Annotated in this window: 9 protein-coding genes and 3 pseudogenes; 1 reads left to right on the top strand and 11 read right to left on the bottom strand. The window is 51.0% G+C overall.

The genetic code is table 11. The annotated features are described in order from the left end of the window. Positions 1 to 18 precede the first annotated feature (18 nt). From msrB to speA, 7 genes and pseudogenes are all read right to left on the bottom strand, one after another. Positions 19 to 519 carry a peptide-methionine (R)-S-oxide reductase MsrB gene (msrB, locus tag SAQUA_RS05185; RefSeq protein ID WP_380674092.1) on the bottom strand — a complete coding sequence of 167 codons (501 nt, stop codon included), beginning with the start codon at positions 517 to 519 and terminating at the stop codon, positions 19 to 21. 328 nt (positions 520 to 847) lie between these two features. Further along, positions 848 to 4,105, bottom strand: a complete 3,258-nt coding sequence (locus SAQUA_RS05180; protein ID WP_404413157.1) for an Ig-like domain-containing protein — start codon at positions 4,103 to 4,105, stop codon at positions 848 to 850. Between the two features lie 109 nt (positions 4,106 to 4,214). After that, positions 4,215 to 10,298 carry an Ig-like domain-containing protein gene (locus SAQUA_RS05175; RefSeq protein WP_404413156.1) on the bottom strand — a complete coding sequence of 2,028 codons (6,084 nt, stop codon included), beginning with the start codon at positions 10,296 to 10,298 and terminating at the stop codon, positions 4,215 to 4,217. A gap of 260 nt (positions 10,299 to 10,558) precedes the next feature. Then, positions 10,559 to 11,529 (bottom strand): annotated as a pseudogene (locus SAQUA_RS05170) (IS630 family transposase). 69 nt (positions 11,530 to 11,598) lie between these two features. Then, positions 11,599 to 12,027, bottom strand: a complete 429-nt coding sequence (locus SAQUA_RS05165; RefSeq protein WP_380674094.1) for a hypothetical protein — start codon at positions 12,025 to 12,027, stop codon at positions 11,599 to 11,601. A gap of 1,523 nt (positions 12,028 to 13,550) precedes the next feature. Beyond that, a pseudogene (locus tag SAQUA_RS05160) lies at positions 13,551 to 14,032 on the bottom strand (IS110 family transposase); the annotation flags it as partial. A gap of 513 nt (positions 14,033 to 14,545) precedes the next feature. Then, positions 14,546 to 16,534 carry a biosynthetic arginine decarboxylase gene (speA, locus tag SAQUA_RS05155; RefSeq protein ID WP_380674095.1) on the bottom strand — a complete coding sequence of 663 codons (1,989 nt, stop codon included), beginning with the start codon at positions 16,532 to 16,534 and terminating at the stop codon, positions 14,546 to 14,548. Between the two features lie 881 nt (positions 16,535 to 17,415). On the opposite strand from speA, the gene metK reads away from it, so the two are divergent. Continuing rightward, the gene (metK, locus tag SAQUA_RS05150; RefSeq protein ID WP_380674096.1) at positions 17,416 to 18,570 is read left to right on the top strand and encodes a methionine adenosyltransferase; all 1,155 of its coding nucleotides are present in this window, start codon (positions 17,416 to 17,418) and stop codon (positions 18,568 to 18,570) included. A gap of 119 nt (positions 18,571 to 18,689) precedes the next feature. Here metK and SAQUA_RS05145 read toward each other — a convergent pair. The 4 genes and pseudogenes from SAQUA_RS05145 to fhuC all read right to left on the bottom strand — a co-directional run bounded on the left by SAQUA_RS05145 (position 18,690) and on the right by fhuC (position 23,124). After that, positions 18,690 to 18,843 (bottom strand): annotated as a pseudogene (locus SAQUA_RS05145) (Hok/Gef family protein). Positions 18,844 to 19,394: 551 nt separating this feature from the next. Next, positions 19,395 to 21,425: a Fe(3+)-hydroxamate ABC transporter permease FhuB gene (gene fhuB / locus SAQUA_RS05140; protein WP_380674097.1), complete on the bottom strand. Its 2,031-nt coding sequence runs from the start codon at positions 21,423 to 21,425 to the stop codon at positions 19,395 to 19,397. Then, on the bottom strand, positions 21,422 to 22,327 hold the full coding sequence (gene fhuD, locus SAQUA_RS05135; protein WP_380674098.1) for a Fe(3+)-hydroxamate ABC transporter substrate-binding protein FhuD: 906 nt from the start codon (positions 22,325 to 22,327) through the stop codon (positions 21,422 to 21,424). The genes fhuB and fhuD overlap by 4 nt, the downstream gene beginning before the upstream one ends. Continuing rightward, positions 22,327 to 23,124 (bottom strand): Fe3+-hydroxamate ABC transporter ATP-binding protein FhuC, encoded by a 798-nt coding sequence (gene fhuC / locus SAQUA_RS05130; protein WP_380674099.1) that lies wholly within the window; start codon positions 23,122 to 23,124, stop codon positions 22,327 to 22,329. The genes fhuD and fhuC overlap by 1 nt, the downstream gene beginning before the upstream one ends. Positions 23,125 to 23,138 lie beyond the last annotated feature (14 nt).

Genomic DNA, 23,138 nt, shown 5'->3' with positions numbered 1-23,138 from the left:
TATACCTCGCTTAATTGATCAGGCAGACTGTGGCGTAAAGACCATTGCCAGCCCGTTCATGCAGTAACGTAAACCGGTCGGCGCAGGGCCATCATCAAAAACATGCCCCAAATGACCGCCGCAACGTGTGCAATGCACCTCGTCACGAACCATGCCAAATGAGCTGTCCGTTCTTGTCGCTACCGATTTTTCAAGGGATTGCCAGAAACTTGGCCAGCCAGTGTGGCTGTCAAACTTGGTGTCAGAGGAAAAAAGTGCCTGGTTGCAACCGGCACAGGAGAAAACGCCCTTGCGGTGCTCATCGTTAAGAGGGCTGCTGTAAGGGGGTTCCGTTCCCTCTTCTCGCAAGATAGCGTATTGCCCGGCAGAGAGCCGTTGGTGCCATTGTTCGGCGGTTAAGTTGACAGGGAACTGCTCTGCTCTTACAGGGTGAGAGAAGAGTGCAGGCAGCAGGCCCACGGCGTAAGCGGCAGTGACCGCGCCACCACCCAGAATGAAATACCGTCTGTTGATCATCATCGTCACCTCAGATAAAAAAACCGATGGTGACAACTTACAGAGAAAACCCTGACCAAATCCTCACGGAGAGTTCACAAATTTGTGATAACTTGCAGGCAGTTTGGAACCATATATGAGGGCTAAATACCTCAATGTGTGATAAGGATTCATTCACAACCCATTAACTGCTTCTGCAATGCCTTGACCCTCGTTGCGCTTCAAAATGCTGGCGTTTTGGTTACCTCAATCGCCCGAATGGGTTGGCTTGCGTCAACCCGTCGGATTCATCTCCTTCGCCATCTACCAGCATCTTGAAGACGCTTAGGTTCATGTATTTTCAAAAACCTGGTTATTTGGCTTTATCATCAAGTACCGGCATAAATATGAATTTAATCGCGTGGAGATAGCCAGCTGTCGACCCTGCAACATCGTAGCCTTGCAAGATATACCCTTCTGGTACAGAAACATCGTACAGTTTCGGTGTAGGACCTCCACTATCTGCCCCTTGACCAACCGTCATAGTTCGGCCATCACGAAAATGGAAAATCAGTCTTGAAACCACCTCAACACCCTGTTCCTTATTCCAAGATTCAGTGGTATAGCTTATTTTCACTGATATACTTTTGACACTATTAAGGTTAGGGATAGTAATTGCATTCCCCCCAGTACCACCAATCTGACGCTCAGTGGTACCAATCGCATCCACATAAGCACCTCCAGATGCATACAGTGAATAACTTGGCGGCTCTACGATAAATTTATCAGAGATATCTCCCTGCCTCTTGGTACCATACTCTTCAGATGTTCTTGGGGATTTTACCTGAAACTCAGCGGTTCCCTTATAATCAAACCCTTTGTATGTACCTTTAGCCTCAATAGAAACATCCCCTTCCTTTTTACCGGTTACAATGCCCGCAGTGTCGACTGTTGCTATAGCCGTTTCACTGCTTGTCCAGGTTGTACCTGATGCTACAGTTTCAACCACTTTGGTATCAGAAGCTGTAGCAGCAACGGAAAACTGATGTTTACCCCCGGTGACAACCCTCACAACTGAAGGCTCAATTGCAAAGTTATAATTGAACAAGGTCAAATTCTTCACTCCCAGATCAATCTTATCGCTCCCTTGCATTATGGTCACCGTCGCAGTACCTGCCGTTGTGCCACTTAACCTTGCCGTGTAGACCCCTGGTTCACCTTCAGTAAAGTCGGTCACGCTTGTATCATCCACGCCGCTTACTACTGCTTTCAAAGCATTGCCTATGCCGCTCGCTGCGTTTGCATTTTTATCTTTAAGCGTCAGGCTAAGCACGGCTTGATCTTGCCCATTCGCCATGATTCGAACTTGTGAAATTGTGAAGGTTGAATCCTTTGGGGATACAACATCAGCGACAAAGCTCACTTTTTTATCTGCTGCCACTGGTGCCAGTTGATTGTCCGTCATCGCACTCAAAGTGACATCACTCCACGCTTTGATATTACCTATACCTGTTTGTAGCTGCCCCTGTGCATCTGTTTTATGATTACTGGTAGTAATACTTACCGATTTATCGGTAGACACCCTAACATCGACATCGGGTACTGGATTACCGTTAGCGTCAACTACCTGCACGGTATACATGAAACTGATCGTCCCATTCGCTGGTTTGCTAACATCAGTGCCATTCAGAGTCACAGTGCTCACTACTGCGGTACGGGCATCCGCCTTAAAGTGGGTCTCCACCGTCTGCTGGCTGTCACCCAACGTCGCCGTCACTTTGATAATTCCAGCTAACGTGCTGTTCAGCGTTGCTGAAGCCTTGCCGTCCTCCCCGGTGATCACGCTCTTGGCAATCGTTGCCCCTTGCTCTGTAGCCAGCGTCACCGTCTGGCCGTTCAGCGCGTTACCCTGTGCATCCGTAACCGTCAGTTGAATACTATTGGTGGCTTTTCCATTAGCCAATGCGTTGTCCTGCGTGACCGCCAAAGCTGCTACCTTCGCCGTGCTGGCGTCGGCCTTAAAGTGTGCTTCCACCGTTTGCTGACTGGTACCTAACGTCGCCGTTACCTTGATAGTGCCTGCCACCGTGCTGCTCAGCGTCATGGTGGCTTTGCCGTCTTCGCCAGTGGTGATGCTCTTATCTATCATCGCTCCCTGATCAGCCGCCAGGGTCACCGTTTGGCCGTTCAGCGCGTTACCTTGCGCATCTGTAACCGTCAGTTGGAGACGATTGGTGGCTTTGCCGTTGGCCAATGCGTTATCCTGCATGACCGCCAAAGCTGCCACCTTCGCCGTGCTGGCGTCAGCCTTAAAGTGTACTTCCACCGTTTGCTGGCTGGCACCCAAGATGGCTGTCACCTTAATCACGCCAGCTACCGTGCTGCTTAGCGTCGCTGTGGCCTTGCCATCCTCGTTGGTGGTTACGTTTTTGGCAATCGTTGCTCCGTGATCTGCTGCCAGTGCCACTGTCTGCCCGCTCAACACATTTCCCTGTGCGTCCGTGACCGTCAGTTGCAGGCTATTGGTGGCTTTGCCGTTGGCCAATGCGTTGTCCTGCGTGACCGCCAAAGCTGCCACCTTCGCCGAGCTGGCGTCGGCCTTAAAGTGTGCTTCCACCACTTGCTGGCTGGCACCCAAGGTTGCTGTCACCTTCACAGTGCCTGACACCGTGCTGCTCAGCGTCGCAGTGGCTTTGCCATCCTCGTTGGTGGTCACGTTTTTGACAATCGTTGCTCCGTGATCTGCTGCCAGTGTCACTGTCTGCCCGCTCAACACATTTCCCTGTGCGTCCGTGACCGTCAGTTGGAGGTTATTGGTGGCTTTTCCATTAGCCAATGCGTTGTCCTGCGTGACCGCCAAAGCTGCCACCTTCGCCGTACTAGAGTCGGCCTTAAAGTGTGTTTCCACCGTTTGCTGGCTGTCCCCCAAGGTGGCTGTCACCTTAATCGCGCCAGCTACCGTGCTGCTCAACGTCGCTGTGGCCTTGCCATCCTCGTTGGTGGTTACGTTTTTGGCAATCGTTGCTCCGTGATCTGCTGCCAGTGCCACTGTCTGCCCGCTCAACACATTTCCCTGTGCGTCCGTGACCGTCAGCTGGAGGCTATTGGTGGCTTTGCCGTTGGCCAATGCGTTGTCCTGCGTGACCGCCAAAGCTGCCACCTTCGCCGTGCTGGCATCGGCCTTAAAGTGTGCTTCCACCGTTTGCTGGCTATCGCCCAGCGTCGCCGTTACCTTCACAGTGCCTGACATCGTGCTGCTCAACGTCGCTGTGGCCTTGCCATCCTCGTTAGTGGTCACGTTTTTGACAATCGTTGCTCCGTGGTTTGCTGCCAGTGTCACTGCCTGCCCGCTCAACACATTTCCCTGTGCGTCAGTGACCGTCAGTTGGAGGTTATTGGTGGCTTTGCCGTTGGCCAATGCGTTGTCCTGCGTGACCGCCAAAGCTGCCACCTTCGCCGTGCTGGCGTCAGCCTTAAAGTGTGTTTCCACCGTTTGCTGGCTGGCACCCAACGTCGCCGTCACCTTCACAGTGCCTGACACCGTGCTGCTCAGCGTCGCTGTGGCCTTACCATCCTCCTTAGTGGTCACGTTTTTGACAATCGTTGCCCCTTGCTCTGTAGCCAACGTCACCGTCTGGCCAGCGCGTCACCGTTGGTGGCTTTGCCGTTCAATGCGTTGTCCTGCGTTGCCACCTTGCCGCGTCCGTGACCGTGCCCCCCAAGTCACCTTAATGCGCCAGCTACGTGCTGCTCAGCGTCGCTGTGGCCTTGCCATCCTCGTTAGTGGTCACGTTTTTGACAATCGTTGCTCCGTGATCTGCTGCCAGTGTCACTGTCTGCCCGCTCAACACATTTCCCTGTGCGTCCGTGACCGTCAGCTGGAGACGATTGCTGGCTGTGCCGTTGGCCAATGCGTTGTCCTGCGTGACCGCCACAGCTGCCACCTTCGCCGTGCTGGCATCGGCCTTAAAGTGTGCTTCCACCGTTTGCTGGCTATCGCCCAGCGTCGCCGTCACCTTGACAGTACCAGACACAGTGCTGCTCAACGTCGCTGTGGCTTTGCCGTCTTCGCCAGTGGTGACACTCCTATCTATCTTCGCTCCCTGATTAGTCGCCAGGGTCACCGTTTGCCCGTTCAGTGCGTTCCCTTGCGCGTCCGTGACCGTCAGTTGGATACGGTCAGTGGCTTTGCCGTTAGCCAATGCATTGTCCTGCATGACCACTAACGCAGCGACCTTCGCCGTACTACTGTCCGCCCTGAAATGCGCTTTCACCGTTTGCTGACTGGTACCTAACGTCGCCGTTACCTTGACAGTACCTGCCACCGTGCTGCTCAGCGTCATGGTGGCTTTGCCGTCTTCGCCAGTGGTGATGCTCTTATCTATCATCGCTCCCTGATCAGCCGCCAGGGTCACCGTTTGCCCGTTCAACGCGTTCCCTTGCGCATCCGTGACTGTGAGTTGGATACGGTCAGTGGCCTTACCGTTAGCCAATGCGTTGTCCTGCATGATCACTAACGCAGCGACCTTCGCCGTGCTGGCGTCGGCCTTAAAGTGTGCTTCCACCGTTTGCTGACTGATACCTAACGTCGCCGTTACCTTGACAGTACCTGCCACCGTGCTGCTCAACGTCGCTGTGGCTTTGCCGTCTTCGTCAGTGGTAATGCTCTTATCTATCTTCGCTCCCTGATCAGCCGCCAGGGTCACCGTTTGCCCGTTCAACGCGTTCCCTTGCGCGTCCGTGACTGTGAGTTGGATACGGTCAGTGGCTTTGCCGTTGGCCAATGCGTTGTCTTGCGTGACCGCCAAAGCTGCCACCTTCGCCGTACTGGCGTCGGCCTTAAAGTGTGCTTCCACCGTTTGCTGGCTGGCACCCAACGTCGCCGTCACCTTCACAGTGCCTGACACCGTGCTGCTCAGCGTCGTTGTAGCCTTGCCATCCTCGTTGGTGGTCACGTTTTTGACAATCGTTGCTCCGTGATCTGCTGCCAGTGCCACTGTCTGCCCGCTCAACACATTTCCCTGTGCGTCCGTGACCGTCAGTTGGAGACGATTGGTGGCTTTGCCGTTGGCCAGTGCGTTGTCCTGGGTGACCGCCAAAGCTGCGATCTTCGCCGTGCTGGCGTCGGCCTTAAAGTGTGTTCCCACCGTTTGCTGGCTGGCACCCAACGTCGCCGTCACCTTCACAGTGCCTGACACCGTGCTGCTCAGCGTCGCTGTAGCCTTGCCATCCTCCTTAGTGGTCACGTTTTTGACAATCGTTGCTCCGTGATCTGCTGCCAGTGTCACTGTCTGCCCGCTCAACACATTTCCCTGTGCGTCCGTGACCGTCAGTTGGAGACGATTGCTGGCTTTGCCGTTGGCCAATGCGTTGTCCTGCGTGACCGCCAAAGCTGCCACCTTCGCCGTGCTGGCGTCGGCCTTAAAGTGTGCCTCCACCGTTTGCTGGCTATCGCCCAGCGTCGCCGTCACCTTGACAGTACCTGCCACCGTGCTGCTCAACGTCGCTGTGGCTTTGCCGTCTTCGCCAGTGGTAATGCTCTTATCTATCTTCGCTCCCTGATCAGCCGCCAGGGTCACCGTTTGCCCGTTCAGTGCGTTCCCTTGCGCGTCCGTGACTGTAAGTTGGATACGGTCAGTGGCTTTGCCGTTGGCCAGTGCGTTGTCCTGCGTGACCGCCAAAGCTGCCACCTTCGCCGTGCTGGCATCGGCCTTAAAGTGTGCCTCCACCGTTTGCTGGCTGGCACCCAAGGTGGCTGTCACCTTAATCACGCCAGCTACTCTGCTGTTTAGCGTCGCTGTGGCTTTGCCATCCTCGGTGGTGGTCACGTTTTTGACAATCGTTGCTCCGTGATCTGCTGCCAGGGCCACTGTCTGCCCGCTCAACACATTTCCCTGTGCGTCCGTAACCGTCAGTTGGAGACGATTGCTGGCTTTGCCGTTGGCCAATGCGTTGTCCTGCGTGACCGCCAAAGCTGCCACCTTCGCCGTGCTGGCGTCGGCCTTAAAGTGTGCTTCCACCGTTTGCTGACTGGTACCTAACGTCGCCGTTACCTTGACAGTACCTGCCACCGTGCTGCTCAACGTCGCTGTGGCTTTGCCGTCTTCGCCAGTGGTGACACTCCTATCTATCTTCGCTCCCTGATCAGTCGCCAGGATCACCGTTTGCCCGTTCAGTACGTTCCCTTGCGCGTCCGTAACTGTAAGTTGGATACGGTCAGTGGCTTTGCCGTTAGCCAGTGCGTTGTCCTGCAAGATAGCCAACGTGGCCACCTTGGCTGTCCTAACATCAGCTCGGAAGTGCACTTCCGCCGACTTCTGGCTACCACCCAGTATTGCAGTCACCATGCTGGCACCAGCTTTGGTACTGGTAAGCATCACCATAGCCATCCCGTTCTGATCTGTAGTGACACTCTTGGCAACCGTCGCCCCCTGATCTGCAATCAGCGTTACAGTCTGCCCACTCAACACGTTACCATTGGCATCCTTAACCATGAGCCGTACACGATCCATCGCCGTACCGTTGGCAAACGCGTTGTCTTGCATCACCTTTAATTCAGTCAACGTCGCAGTGCTGCTATCAGCGATAAAAATAGAGGATATCTCTTTTGTCGTCACACCATTGAGCGAAGCTGTCAGTAAGTTGTCTCCTGCGACCGTACTGAAAAGCGAGGTTTGTGCAACTCCGTCAGCCCCGGTAATTATTTTTGTTTGTGTCAGTTGTGCTTCACCTTTTGTCACTGTGAAGGTCACCGTTTGACCCGCTACTACGTTTCCCTGTGCATCAGTCACAACTGCTTTCACGAGATTACTGCCTTTCCCGTCGGCCTTTGCACCACTATCTGCCGTGAAATACTCATTTCTGATAGTCGCTGTTTTACTATCCGCAGTGAGTGTCACCTTAGGTACGTTATTACTGGCCTTCTCTGCACCGTGCACCGCTGCCACAGCCACCTTGCCTGCTACAGATCCTGTCAGTGTAGCCGTGTAATTGCCTGCGGAGACTTCAGTAAAACCCGTCACTTTGGTACCAGTCACCCCAGTTACCGCTGCACTTAAGGCATCTGCCTGCCCTCTGACCGCATTACCATTTTCGTCCTTCAGTGTCAGGGTCAGTACGGACATACTCTTATCGTCAGCTACAATGCTTTCCGGCAAAGCACTAAACGTCGATTTACCAGGACTCACCGCTCCAGCAATGAAGTTGACCTTCCTATCTGCCGCAACAGGGGCACCTTCAATACCCGCCATTGCGCTCAATGTGATATCACTTGCTGCAGTGGTACTTTGCATCGTCACAGTAGCCTGGCCATTGTTATCCGTCACCGACTTCACCGTGACGTTGACCTCTTTCTTATCTGCAACTGCTGTAATAGGCATATCAGGCACGGGTTTACCGCCACCATCAATCACCTTAATAAGATAAGTAAAGCTACTCTTACCGTCCGCAACTTTGCTGTTTTCACTATCACTCAGGATTACTGAATCTACAGTTGCCGCAGTGAAACTTACCTGCTTGTCTGCCATCACCTGCGAAGCCTGGTTTCCAGTCCTTGCACTCAGCAAAATGCCATTCACCGCTTTTGTACTACTTAGCAACTGTACTTTTACTCTACCCTCGCCATCAGTGATGCCAATTGCAGGCGACAATGTCACATCACCACGGTTTTTGCTCCAAGTTACCGCTTCATTAGCGACCGGGTTGTCATTCGCATCCCGCACAACCGCACTGAAAGTGAAAGCACTTTTCCCATTGGCAACTTTATTAGCCACTTTGTCATCCAGCCAAATCTCCCGAACAGCGGCTGTCGCGCTATCACCTGCAAAGGATAGCGATGCCTTCCTGAAGTTCCCGTTAGCCATCGTTGCGGTAATATTGCCCTTACCCGCTACACGGCTACGTAGCTGTATCACAGCCCTGCCGTCAGTTTTCGTCGTAACCGTCAACTGACGAGGATCGGATGGGCCACTGTTATCCACAGAATTAAGCTGTGTTCCAGGTTCACCTTTTATGTCAGTCAGTCCATCAACACTAAACGTGATTGTCTGGCCAGCGAGAGGTTTATTATCTACATCTTTCACAATGGCAGTGACTACATAGGCTGCAGTATTATTTGCGGGTTGCTGATGGTCATTAGGTGCAAGCGTCAAGCTACCCACTACATTGTCGGATGGCACCAGGCCTAACATCATGACAGCCTTGTTAGATTGATTACCGTTGTTATCCGTCGCGACTGCGCTGATCTGATACTCCTGCGGTATTTCATCGTTTTGCCCGAGCGAATAGTTGGAAACTGCTCTCCTCGTGAACACATAGGCGGGCGGTGTTACCTGCAATTGCGTCGGTGATAAGATACGATAATGCCCGCCATCTCTCGTAAATTCTGGTGAAACAGACCAATCTACGCTTTTCAGGCCATGCTTAGCACGGGAAACGTTCAGCGAAATAATGGTGGTTTCCAACGCCTGTACGTTCTGCCTTGCTGGTAGCTGGATATGCAATAAATCTTGCTTACGGTACTGCATGACAATGTTGTAGTTACGATCAACAAAATCATATTTATTCCCTGCCAAGCTACGCATGAGATCAACAGAATCTGGACTTATCTGGCGATGCCACGGCACCCCAAGGCGATAATTGATATCCAGCCCCATGTGAGTGTTATTTGAGTCACCAACAGAGCGGGAAGCTGAAAGAGTCATTAACGGAAAAGGTGTATAGTTCAGTCCCGCCGTCAACACCATGGGATTTTCTTTCAACGAGTTAGGGCTGGCATTATCAGAGACTGAAATTCCTTTCCCAAAATATTGCTCATACTTTAGGCTGCCACCTAAGTTCGGCCAGGCAGGTAGATACCCTTCAGCTCTGATATCAAAACCGTTTGCAGGACGTTCATCATAATCCTCCATAGCCTGAAGCACAGACTGATGCCAATTCGTTAACCTGATGTAGCCATTAACTGCCAATTTCAGATAGTTACGCCAAGCTTCTCCCCCAACACCTAACCGACGGTTCTTTCCTGTATAGTCATAGTCATAGAAGGTGTTTATTCCTAACAACCAATCATTGAGATACTGACGGTAGCCCAGCCCCACATTAACCGTATTACGATCTTGACTGTGGCGAGTACCAATCTGGGAGAAAAAAACATTTTGAACAGAGTCATGAAGAGGAATAAGTATGTCGCCAGAAATTTTTTTATCCGTACTGAAAGAGACTTTTGCGTTGCCAAACTGGTTCAACCAATCATTCACCTGCTGATTAATTAGCCCCTCTCCAATACTTTTTGCATAGTTAATTGTAGCCTCTGCCTTATTTTCACTGGATAGCAAAGATCCAACCTGCATGGCACCAGAAGCAAGGCTATTTGTTGGTTCATCATTATTGTTATTGCTGATAGCAAACTTACCCAATTGAGTATTCTGTTGCGGCTCAACTGTTGGTGAACCACTATCGGACATCGGATAAGGCAGGTCAGGAAGCCTGTCGGAATCAACAAATAAAGGAACACTGTTTCCTGATTTATCTGTTCTTTCTGAAGTTGGCAATGGGGAAGTTGTATACCCACCATTTTTTTCGGCAGGTGGAAATGAGGACATCTGTTCATTTTTTTTAGCATCTGATGCTGGTGCTGCCGGTAATGATGGACTGACAGGGTTATCCCCAAAAATCAGTGTATCCAACCCACTAATAGTACTCTGTATTTCAGAGGGTTCATCTGCTCTAACAGCTGCTGGCACCATGCCCAATACCGGCGTTAGAAGCTGAGCAAAAATAAGTAACCATGAAGTAACTTTCCTGAATCCGCACACAGAGGTCATCATTTACTATTCCATTAGTTAATATCGGCGATATTGGCAATATATCTATTGCCCATCAATATGCAGGAGATTACACATTCAGGCATAATTCATATAGTTGAACCTATATACGCTAATCGAATGTTTATTTTTCGCTTCCCTGCAACATAAAATCACTTTGACTATATTGACTATACCAATAGCTAAAATCATCCACACGTTGATACTAAATAAACCATCTCATTTCCCCTACAATACGCTAAACAGTATTCATCTATACAGAGTTAACTTGAAGGTGCATTTTCCAGCGTCTGGAAGTCATCATTAATACGACGAGTCAACGTACCTGCGATTGCAGGCAATGTGCGGCCAAAAAATTCATTTATCGCCGCTCTGAAGGCTTTTGCTGTGGCGAATACCTCGTCATTCATCACCTTCCACAGCCGTTCTATCGGGTTTAAATTCGGGCTTTAAGGCGGCAAGTAATGAAGTTCGATATTCATCACGCCTACTCTTTCACCAGCTCCGACCTGTGATAACCTGCACCATCGAGGATAATATGCACCTTCTGACTCACCGGGTAAGTCTCTGGGATGGCGATGAAGAACTGGCCGATATTCAGGCTGTTAATACTGTCATATTCGCGTATCACTACACTGCTGATGTCGTTCAGATCCAGCGCCCCCATGATGTTAGTTTGGTTCGGCTACCCGTTGTTTTCATGATGGTTTTCTGACCTTTGGGCATCCATCCATAGGCCAGCTTCGTTCCCTACGCTGGGTGGGCACCATCAATCAACAGGATGGACTCATCGCCCGCTTCACTTTTCAGCTGATTATACGGTTCCACGTATGCCTGCTACGCTTCAGCACTGTATTTATGCGGCACACCGGTTAGTTTTTTGTAGCTGAAGTGGTTACGGTGCAGCCATTTATTCATGCCGGGAACGGTGTAACGGATACCCCACCACTCATCAACCAACTCAATGATAGCGTGCGTGGTAGGGAGAAGATTATCCGTCAGATAGGCGATGAGTTCTGCTGTCTGCGCTTCGCTGAGATGACTGTCAGAACCGCCGTTTCACCAATCAGTTGAGACATAACGATCATGGCTGCGCTCCAGCCATCAGCGGCAAGGAGAACACATCGAATTCGGTCACGTACACGCGAATCTCTAATGTTCTTGTGCAGCATTTTCAGGGCGATCCGTTGTTAGCAGTCAACTCTGGTTTCATGGCACTGAGCATGATCCCCATCGGCTGGAAAATCAAGCACCTTCATTGATTATGGGTATATGCATGAATACAGTTTAAAACTTCATCGCATCATATTCCACCAAGTTCTTTGATTTTTTGTTTGATGATCTGGTAACTGGCAAAATTCACCTTATTACACAGGGCATCAAGTTTCATATCCAATTTCATGGTATATACAGATTTTGCATCATCCCCCATGATATTTTTGTTCACATTAAGAAATTTATATCCAGTTCCAACTTTAATATAGTCAAGAGAAAATTTTTGATATTGGGCACTATCTGCCTGCCGGAGAAAATTAAAATTATCAACACACTCATTATTGCTCGAAGCAATAGCATCTCTTGACATCAAAGAATTTTTCGCTTGGGTGTACTTTTCAGCTTGGACCTGCTGATCTTGACTTACTGCGATCTTATCAGCCTTTTTATACCCACTACTGGATGAGCAGGCTGCCAGTAACAGAATTGACGCAACCGGAATCAACTTTAAAATCATAAAAACCTCATTCAATTGAACACATAACATTCAGCGGATAAGAGCATATTGCCTAAACACCTGTGCTTAATAGCATTTCACTTTACGCTTCAGGTTTGTGGGCGCGATATGGAACGCCGACACATTGTGGCCCCCTCCCTTGTAATTTGTATCGAGCTCATGTGCTTAACGCTCGACTACCCCTGCATCACTCCAATCTGAAGCCCGTGTATCTATTTAGGCACCATTATTTAGGAACTAAGCATCGTTACTGGCAGATAGCTTAGGTTTGATACGGAACATACTCGTATATTGTTCAGACCCACGATCCTTTTAAAGCGTGGCCAGGCTGTGTCCCTTAACTGTCCGTGGTGCCGTCGCAGACCCAAAAGCCCGTTATCAAGGCGGAGGGTGAAGGGCAGAGGGGCCCTCTGTTCAAGCCCAACAACACAGAGAACGGGCTTTTGGGGCAGGGCCCTTCGGGCTGGGGCCATTTGCGCGCATTGCTGCGTTGTTCGCCGCTTATTTGGTCCACCAAACCCCTTGCCCTGCGCGCAAATGACCGCCAGCGGCACTCGCATGCAGTTAAGGGACACAGCCTAGTATTCCCATCATAGCAATCCGCTCTTTATGAGCACTACCCGCACACCGCGCATAATAAATTCGCAAGCACAGTGGAGGGAAATTCTCCGGCTACTGTAGACCCGCATATCCATCATCCTTCATATTCCAGCAGTATTGATCGCCTTCGAATGATAGATGATTTGAACAGTGCTTGTTCGCCTACAACATGTAGCCTCTGCAATGAGATTCACAATTCCGATGAGCTTAAACTCATGATGCTTCAAGATGCTAAAATGTTACCTATATCAACTTACTCGAGCTAATTTATTATCTGCATATAGACAAAATTACAAGTTTGTTACACTCATGTAACTCAAGTTATTCCGAACGTTTGGTAAAATTTTTCATCAGCATGAAAGAATGTCATTCCAGAACATCTGTGAAGGCCTGATAACTATTCAGTTAGTCTTCGTTATTCTCCTTATAAAAATCTACTACTTATTACAATATCCTTTAGGGTAAAGAGTAAAAATTAAGAGCTATCAAATTTAAAAAGGAGAATAGCGCAGAACAAATCAACTTATCAATAAAAATCTATGCTCACCGCCGTTTTTGCAGCACAGATTTTGATTTATTATGGGTTTGTGTAAATGTATTCAGCGTCTGGTGGGTATATTAATTCCCACGCCACGATAAGTTCCCGCGCCTGACGAACCTTAAAACACCTCGGCTTCATGGAGCCATTTTTTATGTCAGGTTCATCAGCAGGCCGATATACCGTTCATGTCATCAATTATCTGTCATCGCAAAACCAGAAAGTAACGGGTTAATTCACTGAGCTGATGAGTTTTTCGTTGGCTCTTTTATTTACTGAACGCTGCTTGATGTGCTGTAACTGCCCAGGCTATACGTGCGTTTGCCAGCGCACATGCCACCACGTTCGAGTGATGACTGGCAAGCTACGTTTTAACCCACTCTGTCAGCCACCGTATCACGGCAATACCGCGCGGCAGACTGACACCGAACTCCAGCAAGAAAGCGTGTATCTGGTTGGTGGTTTTCACCCGTTGTCCTATCAGCGAGTCTCTGACCCGATGCTGTGAAGCCATTGCCTGCTGGTCTTCTGTACGGGGTTTTACAAAGTGCATGGAAGGCTGGGAAGCCGCGTCGCAGATCGCTTCGGCATCGACAAAATCGTTTTTGTTACTCTTAACAAAAGGGCGGACGCACTGTGGGGAAATCAGCTTTGCCTCATGACCTAAATCAGCAACCCGATGTGCCATAAAGTGAGTCCCACTGCAGGACTCCATCACAACTGTGGTCGCCTTGCAGGAACCGAGAAAGTGAATGAGCTGAGTGCGGGAAAACTTTTACGCAACAGGGCATGACCTTTTTCGTCCTGGCGGTGTACATGAAAAGAATGTTTATCGAGATCGATACCAATAAGCGTCACGTTTTGCATGATGGTTACCTCTGAAATAAAACACCCTATCAGCATAACGCTCACAGGGTGGGGTGACCATCTCATTAACGCTCTAAAATCAGCATTGATAGCAATCAACTATCAATATACCCGTCGCCCTTCAAGCTGCATGGGTGTTGGCTGCCTTCACTCACCCCAGTCACTTGGTTTTCCAAGCTCCTGGGGCTTCGCTCAGTTGCCTCCTACATGCAGCTTGAAGTAACTTGGGTATAAAAGATATTTTTCAAGAATCCGTGATTTTAATTTCTAACTTGAGGATTAGATAAAAAACAATGCAGGTCATTTACCTGTACTTACATAATAAAATAACAATTTTTATTTATTTGCTTTATGAATATACCATTTAACATGAGAATCATATTCAACATTTAAATCACTGCTTCATAAAATAAATAAAAAGGTTATTTAGCAGTCAGTTTAAATTATGAAAATAAATTGAAATTTTAGACGCCCCCTCAGTGTTAACATTTGAGGGGGCCATCCAGTATTTAATTACTCATCCTCAAGATAGGTATATCCATATAGCCCGGCTTCAAACTCTTCCACGAACTGCGCCTGTAACTCAGTATCCAGGTCGGTTTCTTTCACCTGATCGCGGAACTTAGCCAACAGAGCAATAGGATCGAGCTGCACGTATTCCAACATGTCAGCAACGGTATCCCCTTCATCAGACAGCTCGGTTTCTACAGTACCGTCCGGGAATACAAACACATCCACCGATGCGGTATCACCAAACAAGTTATGCATGTTGCCTAGAATTTCCTGATAGGCACCTACCATGAAGAAACCCAGTGCCGGCGGGTTCTCTGGGTCGTATGGCGGCATAGGCATTGTGGTTGCCACGCCGTCACCATCGACATAATGATCGATGGTGCCATCAGAATCGCAGGTGATATCCAACAGAACAGCACGCCCTTCAGGCGGTTTATCTAACCCTTCCAGCGGCAACACCGGGAACAGTTGATCGATTCCCCAGGCATCAGGCATCGACTGAAACAAGGAGAAATTGACGTAGAACTTGTCTGCCATCCGCTCTTGCAGTTCATCAATAATCGGCCGGTGTGCTCGATTGCTTGGATCCAGTTGCTTTTGGATCTTGTTGCAGATATTCAGATACAGCTGTTCCGCATAGGCACGCTGGGTCAGATCCAGCATGCCATGCGCATACTGGGTGTGTACATCGTGCAGATCCATCTGGCTGTCATGCAACCATTCACGCAATGAGCGACGGTTTTCCGGCTCATTCATCTCCTGCCAGGTTTCCCACATGCTTTCCAGTGCGCGCGGTGCTTCTTCGGCTGGAGCAACGGGTTCACAAAATTCGTTACGCTCTACACCAATTACATTAGAAACCAGCACGGTATGGTGGGCAGTAACCGCACGACCAGACTCGGTTATCACCGTTGGATGCGGTAAACCATGCTCATTGCAGGCGTCACCGATGCCCCAAATGACGTTGTTGGCGTATTCGTTCAGGCCATAGTTTACCGAGCAGTCAGATTGCGAACGAGTCCCCTCATAATCCACGCCAAGGCCGCCGCCTACGTCGAAGCATTGAATGTTGACGCCAAGCTTATGCAGTTCCACATAAAAACGCGCGGATTCACGCACACCAGTAGCAATATCGCGAATGTTGGCTAACTGCGAACCGAGATGGAAATGGAGCAGTTGCAGGCTTTCCAGTCGCCCGGCTTCACGCAGCATTTCAACCAGTTTCAGTACCTGAATGGCTGCCAGACCGAATTTGGATTTCTCCCCACCGCTCGACTGCCATTTACCGGCCCCCTGCGAGGATAGCCGTGCACGCACCCCCAAACGCGGTATCACATTTAGACGTTCAGCTTCTTCCAACACCAGGTTGATTTCCGACATTTTCTCGATCACCAGGTACACTTTGTGCCCCAGCTTTTCACCGATCAATGCCAGACGAATATATTCACGGTCTTTATAGCCGTTACAGACGATCACTGAGCGGGTCATACCAGCATGGGCCAGTACCGCCATCAGTTCGGCCTTGGAGCCTGCCTCCAAACCTAGCGGCTCTCCGGAGTTGATCAGCGACTCAATCACACGCCGGTGCTGGTTAACCTTGATCGGGTAAACCAGAAAGTAACCGCCTTCATAGCCGAATGACTCGCGCGCACGTTTGAACGCGGCGTTAATGGAACGCAAGCGATGCTGCAGGATCTGCGGAAAACAGAATAAGGCAGGCAGGCGCAAGCCCTCTTTTTGGCGTTCTTTCACCAGTTCGGCGAGATCGACACGCGCATGCGGAACGTCTGGATCCGGACACACGCTGATGTGGCCCAGCTCATTGACGTCATAATAATTGTTGCCCCAGTAGGCGACGTTATAAGTGCGCAGCATCTTGCTGGCATTACGATCATTCATGGCAACCTCCTGCATGGAGCGTAAAGAGAAATTTTCACCCGCTACTGACGAGTGATGAATCGGCATATTAGCAGACATTACTCGCCTCATCCGGCGCACTGACGGAACAGTCAGTCACTATGGCAGCTACAATCCGGTAGAACAACCCGAAATACCCCCGTTTTAGCAGTGAATTACTCTGCCGTTCGCGGTTGACGAGCGGTTTTTTCCCAATAGATATATTGTAAGACACCCTGTTCAAACCTCGTGAATCGGGTAAAGATTCATCCCACAAGAAAGCTGCAGGCTACCCTTGTTCAGTTCTTCAGACGGTCATTAACCGGCCCGAGCATCCTGAGTAGCGCCCAGATGTGTGCAACATCGGATAGATGGTGTTAAGACTAGATGGGAAATAACAGAAGAAAGCACGCCAGAACGGCACTGCTGTTGAGAACCAACAACCGGTAGACAACGGATCATTAATCCAACCACCTCCACGCACGTCGTTCGTCATGAACGACCGAGCCTCAAATAGTGTAAGAACGTGAACGTTCAATGAAGCGGCGGCCCCTTTATCGGGTACCTACGGTTTGCCAAGGCGCGCGTTTGCGGTTTTTACAGAAAGTGACAATTTTCTGCCCTACGCTTTGCACCAAATCAACCGCGCGCGGAGTTTATACCGGAGCACCGGGAAAAATGCAAAATGAAAATTCGCCGGAAACTGTTTCAAACGATGAAAATGGCGGCAAAAGCTTTGCTCAAAAGAGTGGTGTCGCAAAAAATTACTAGCAATCCGGCTAAAGGCTGACCTAGAATGGACGTCCAGATGTTAATCCGTCTATACTGGTTAACTGATAAACTGCTTAACGGCTTTGCCTGAGGGGCGTTGCAGGATGCATCTCGCCATCAGCGGAAGACCCTTTGCGTTGATGCCTGGATCTCCAGTGCTGTGCAGTAATTTTTAACCCGTCTTATGCAAGGTAAAGAATACAATGGCTAAACACCTTTTCACGTCCGAATCTGTCTCTGAAGGACATCCCGATAAAATTGCCGACCAGATCTCCGATGCCGTTCTAGACGCTATCTTGGAACAGGATCCTAAAGCACGTGTGGCCTGCGAGACCTACGTAAAAACTGGCATGGTTCTGGTGGGCGGTGAGATCACCACCAGCGCATGGGTTGATATCGAAGAGATCACCCGTAAGACCGTACGCGAAATTGGTTACGTCCATTCAGATATGGGTTTTGATGCCAACTCTTGTGCGGTATTGAGCGCCATCGGTAAACAATCACCGGATATCAACCAGGGTGTTGATCGCAGCGATCCGTTGGAGCAAGGCGCTGGCGATCAGGGGCTGATGTTTGGTTATGCGACTAACGAAACTGAAGTGTTGATGCCTGCGCCAATTACTTACGCGCACCGTTTGGTGCAGCGTCAGGCCGAAGTACGTAAAAATGGCACGCTGCCGTGGCTGCGCCCTGACGCGAAAAGCCAGGTCACCTTCCAGTATGACGACGGCAAGATCGTTGGTATTGACGCAGTCGTTCTTTCTACCCAGCATTCTGATGATATCGCTCTGAAAGATCTGCAAGAAGCGGTGATGGAAGAGATCATCAAACCCGTTCTTCCTGCAGAGTGGTTGTCCGCGAGTACCAAATACCACATCAATCCAACGGGTCGCTTTGTTATTGGGGGGCCAATGGGGGACTGCGGTCTGACTGGCCGTAAAATTATCGTCGATACCTACGGTGGTATGGCCCGTCACGGTGGCGGCGCGTTTTCCGGTAAGGATCCTTCAAAGGTTGACCGCTCAGCTGCCTATGCTGCGCGTTATGTGGCAAAAAACATCGTTGCTGCGGGCCTGGCTGACCGTTGCGAAATCCAGGTTTCCTATGCTATCGGCGTGGCGGAGCCCACCTCTATAATGGTGGAAACCTTTGGCACCGAGAAAATCGCTACTGAGCAGTTGACCCTGCTGGTGCGCGAGTTCTTCGATTTGCGCCCATACGGCCTGATCCAGATGATGGATCTGTTGCAACCTATCTACCGTGAAACGGCTGCCTATGGTCACTTTGGCCGCGAACACTTCCCGTGGGAAGCGACCGACAAAGCAGCCCTGCTCCGTGATGCGGCTGGACTGAAGTAAAGCTTTACTCCAGAAGTGAAAACGGCGGGCCAATGGTTCGCCGTTTTTGTTGATGGGTGCTCATGGATCGTCACGCCAACAGCCTATGGGCGGGAGCAAGCCCCCGCCATCGGGTTGCCTTACCGGTTGGATTCGTAGGCCAAAATAGCCGCAACCTCCGTGTTACCTGACCGATATACGCAGCTCACAGATTTTGCTGCGTGTTATCCATACCAACAATACTATAGTTGTACAAATAACGGCCAGTTTTGTAATACCCCATTTGTTCGGCATTATGCCTCCTTCTCCTTGCCTCTCGGCAGGTAAGAAGCTAACCTAACGTTGTCTGGCGTTAGAGTTGGCCTCGGGTTGATGTTATCGACTCGGGGCTTTTCTCTTTGTACCTTTCCCTTGAGCTCCAGATACAAAGATCCAGAGCACCCACACGCAGTATATTCACCCGTCACGTCCGACTAACGACCGCCTTGCCAGCAATGCGTAGGGCTGCGCAATTCGTTGCAACATGCTGAAAAACAAGCCCAGCGAACACTTCAAGAACCGTGATATTAGGCTGTGTTCCTTAACTGTCCGTGGTGCCGTCGCAGACCCAAAAGCCCATTATCAAGGCGGAGAGCGAAGAGCAGAGTAGCCCTCTGTTCAAGCCCGACAACGCTGAGGATGGGCTTTTGGGGCGCGACCCGCAGGGCTGGGGCCATTTGTACGCATCGCTGCGTTGTTCGCCGATTATTTGATCCACCAAACCTCACGGCTCACGCCTGGCTATGCGTACAAATGACCACCAGCGGCGCTCGCGTCCAGTCAAGGGACACAGCCTAGACAACTGGCTATACATTCTGTTTGCGCAAAAGATAAATAAAGTAGGGTGCGCCGATGAAGGTAGCCAATAACCCAGCTGGAATTTGGTAAGGGAACATCACCATCCGACCACACCAGTCAGCAAAGACCATCAGTATTCCGCCAATCAGCGCGGCAACGGCTATTTGGGGCAATACTCGCCGAAAACCAAGCATCCGTGCCATATGTGGTGCCATCAGACCAATAAAACTCAGTGGACCAACCGTCAAGGTTGCCATCGCCGTCAGCATTGCTGCCAGCAGCAGAATGGTTAATCGCACTGGCGTCAATGCAATGCCTACCGAACGGGCGCTGGCCCCACCTAACGGCAGAATGGTCAACCAACGTTGGCACAAGGGGGCTAATGCAATCAGCACCACAGCAATAACTACGGTGCGCATAGCCTGTGGCGCCTCTACCGGGTAAGTTGAACCAGAAATCCACACCAGTACCCCACCCATGCTTGGATCGCCGCTGGCAAGCAACACAAACATCGTGGTGGTAAAAGCGGTGCCAAGAGCGATACCGGCCAACAGCATGCGTGCAGTGGAAAAACCCCCTCTACCCGCAGCAACCAGGATCACCAACAGTGTTACCGCAGCGCCCAGGCTACCGGCAGGTAATAGCCAGGCAAAAGCATCACCCGGCACGATAAGCAGCATCACCACAATGCCAAATGCTGCGCCGGAACTGATACCCAAAACCTCCGGGCTAGACATCGGGTTACCAGTCAATTTCTGGATCAATGTACCTGCGACCGCCAACATCATTCCCGCAGACAAGGCAGAGACGACCCGAGGCCAGCGCCAGGGTAATAATGCCTCTAACTCGCCGCCGGTGCTCCAATGCCAGCCACTGGTATTTTTCCCAAGCATCAGCGCCAACATGATCACACCGACAAACAGCAGGCCACCTAGCATAATCCATCCATGCCCTAACCCTGCAATGGCAGGTGAGCAAGGCTGACGCCGCAAAATATGTCCTCGCTTTGCAGGTTCTTTACCGCCAGCAGCCATTGATGGAGGAAGCGCATTTCCTCGCAAGCGTGGCAGCAGCCATAGCAACAGTGGGGCACCAATCAGTGCCGTCGCAGCGCCCGTCGGGATTTCACGCCATAGCTGCGTTAGCCAGAGCATCACCTGATCGGTCAACCACAGCAATAATGCGCCTAAAAGCGGAGCCAGCACCATGCTCTGTAGCAAACGGCGGGCCCCCAGCATTTTAGCTATCAATGGCGCAAACAGGCCGATGAAACCAATCACACCCACGGCATTGACGAGCATCGCGCTGACGACAATAGCTAGCGCCAGTGCAGCAAAGCGCGAAAACGCCAGCCCCAGCCCCAGGTTGCGAGCCACCCCGTCATCGAGCCCTAGCAAAGTCAGAGGGCGAAGCAATGACAACGCAAGCATGGCAGCAATCAGCAAGCATGGCAGGAGAGATTTCACCGTCCCCCAGTCTTGCTGATTCAGTGCTCCCGTTCCCCATAGGAACAAACCCTGAAGTTGTTGATAATTAAACAAGGCCAGCAGGCTATTTACCGCACCGCAATACAGCCCCATGACCAACCCGGCCAGGATCAGCGTAACAGGAGACATTCGCTTGCCCCAGGCAATACCGAATACCACCCCGCCCACCGCTATCGCCCCCGCCATGGCAGCCAGTTGCCGGGTTAATTCTCCTCCAGGCAGTGCCCATAACGTCACGATGGTCAGCCCAAGCTGTGCCCCTGCAGAAACTCCTAACGTAGCGGGTTCAGCCAATGGATTGCGCAGCACCTGCTGGAATAGAACCCCCACCAACCCTAATCCTGCACCAACCAGCAGTGACACTGACAAGCGCGGTAACAGGCTGTAGTGGAATAGCATTTGTTCCACATTGTCGCTATCAGGCTGCCTTAGCGCCTGCAGCCACTGTGCAAAAGGCAGTTGGTGTAAAAAATTGAATATGGTCAGGCCGCTGGCAGCCGCCGAAAGCAGAATAATCAGCGTTAGCGGTAGGAGACGCTTGCGCACGTTCATGGTTTGCTCTCCTGCGCTTGGGCCAGTAAATGGCAGAAACGCATAGCCGATAGGGTGGCCCCGTAAAACCATACTGCTGGCATACGCCGCAGTTGCCCCTGGCGAACAAACGGTAATGCCTGCCAAAAGGGGGAAGAACTGACCTTATCCATCATTGCCTGATTGCCATGATCAAGATAAATCGCTCGTGCGTTTTTTATGGCCATCAGACGTTCAATACCGACCACCGAAGTCCCCCAGAAATTGGCTTGTTCCTGCCAGGCATTTTCGATATCCAGCCGTTCCATTACCGCCTGAAACAGGCTGTTATGGCCGATGACCAATGCGTGGCGGGTATCCAACAAAGTAAACAGCAGCAGAGGTTGCTGCCTGTAATCTTGCAAGCGGCTACGAGCATCCTGGAGGAAAGTCTCAAACTGCTGTAAATGTTGTACTGCTCGCGCTTCAAGCCCGATCCGCGTTGCCAACTGCTGTAAAGAGTTTTTCGCCACATCGAGCGGTTTACCGCTGCCATCGTTGAAAGCAAACGCCATCGTTGGGCCAATGGGCTGCAATTTTTGCGGTGTCGGGCCGTAACCTTTGGAAAGCAACAGCAACGAGGGTTTAATCTGTTGTAATAATTCCAGGTTTGGCTCTGTACGCTGCCCAACATCGATCACCGATTGCGGCAATCGCGGATGTTGTACCCATTGGTTGTAGTTGTGGATATCTGCCACGGCCAGCGGCATCACGCCGAGGGCGATCAGCAGTTCGACCGGCAACCACTCAAGCGCAACGATACGAGTAATATCGGGAAGTTCTGCGGCTCGTGTCGGCAAGGAAAACAACAACGGCGACAATACCATTGCCTCTAACAGGCGGCGGCGTAAGGGATCATGATAGAAGTTGGAAGATGAAGACATCAGTATACAAAGCTCACTGGTGCGCCACCATTGGGATGCGGCAATATCCCCATCGGAATACCGTAGATCTGTTCCAGCACGGTCTCTTGCATCAGTTGCAACGGCGAGCCTTGCGCGATCGTGATCCCCCCGCGCAGGGCGACCAGATAATCGCAGTAACGGGCCGCCATATTAATATCGTGCAGTACTGCAATCACCGTCAGCCCGCGCTCATGACTCAGGCGTTGCACCAGTGCCAAAACGTCAACCTGATGCGCAATATCCAGTGCTGAGGTGGGTTCATCCAATAATAGACAGCGGCTATCCTGTGCCAGCATCATTGCCAACCAGGCACGCTGACGTTCACCGCCAGAAAGGCTGTCGACCAGTCGGGTAGCAAAAGGTTTTAGCCCTACCAACCTAATCGCGTCTTCGACCTGTTCTCGATCGGCCGTTTTGAAGCGGCCCAGTGCGCCATGCCACGGATAACGGCCAACGGCAACCAGTTCACGCACCGTCATCCCTTCCGCCGCCGGCAATTGCTGAGGTAAATAGGCTACCTGACGGGCGAAGGCTTTACTCTCCCACAGCCCTAACGGCCGCTCATTTAGCAGTGCCTGGCCCGTGGTAGGGTTTTGATGACGGGCAAGAATTTTCAGCAGCGTGGATTTGCCGGATCCATTATGGCCGATCAGACCACACATTTTGCCCGGAGGGAAAGTCAGCGTGAGCGGTTGCAACAGCTCGCGCCCCGCAGCGGCATAGCTCATTTGCTCGAGCCGGAACGTAGCATCGCGATTAAGGTGTTTATCCTGCATAGATCCTACCTGAT

Source organism: Serratia aquatilis (assembly GCF_044865145.1).
Lineage (GTDB): Bacteria > Pseudomonadota > Gammaproteobacteria > Enterobacterales > Enterobacteriaceae > Chania > Chania aquatilis.
Note: the sequence above shows the minus strand (reverse complement) of the source record. Positions and strands in the feature narration are given on the sequence as shown.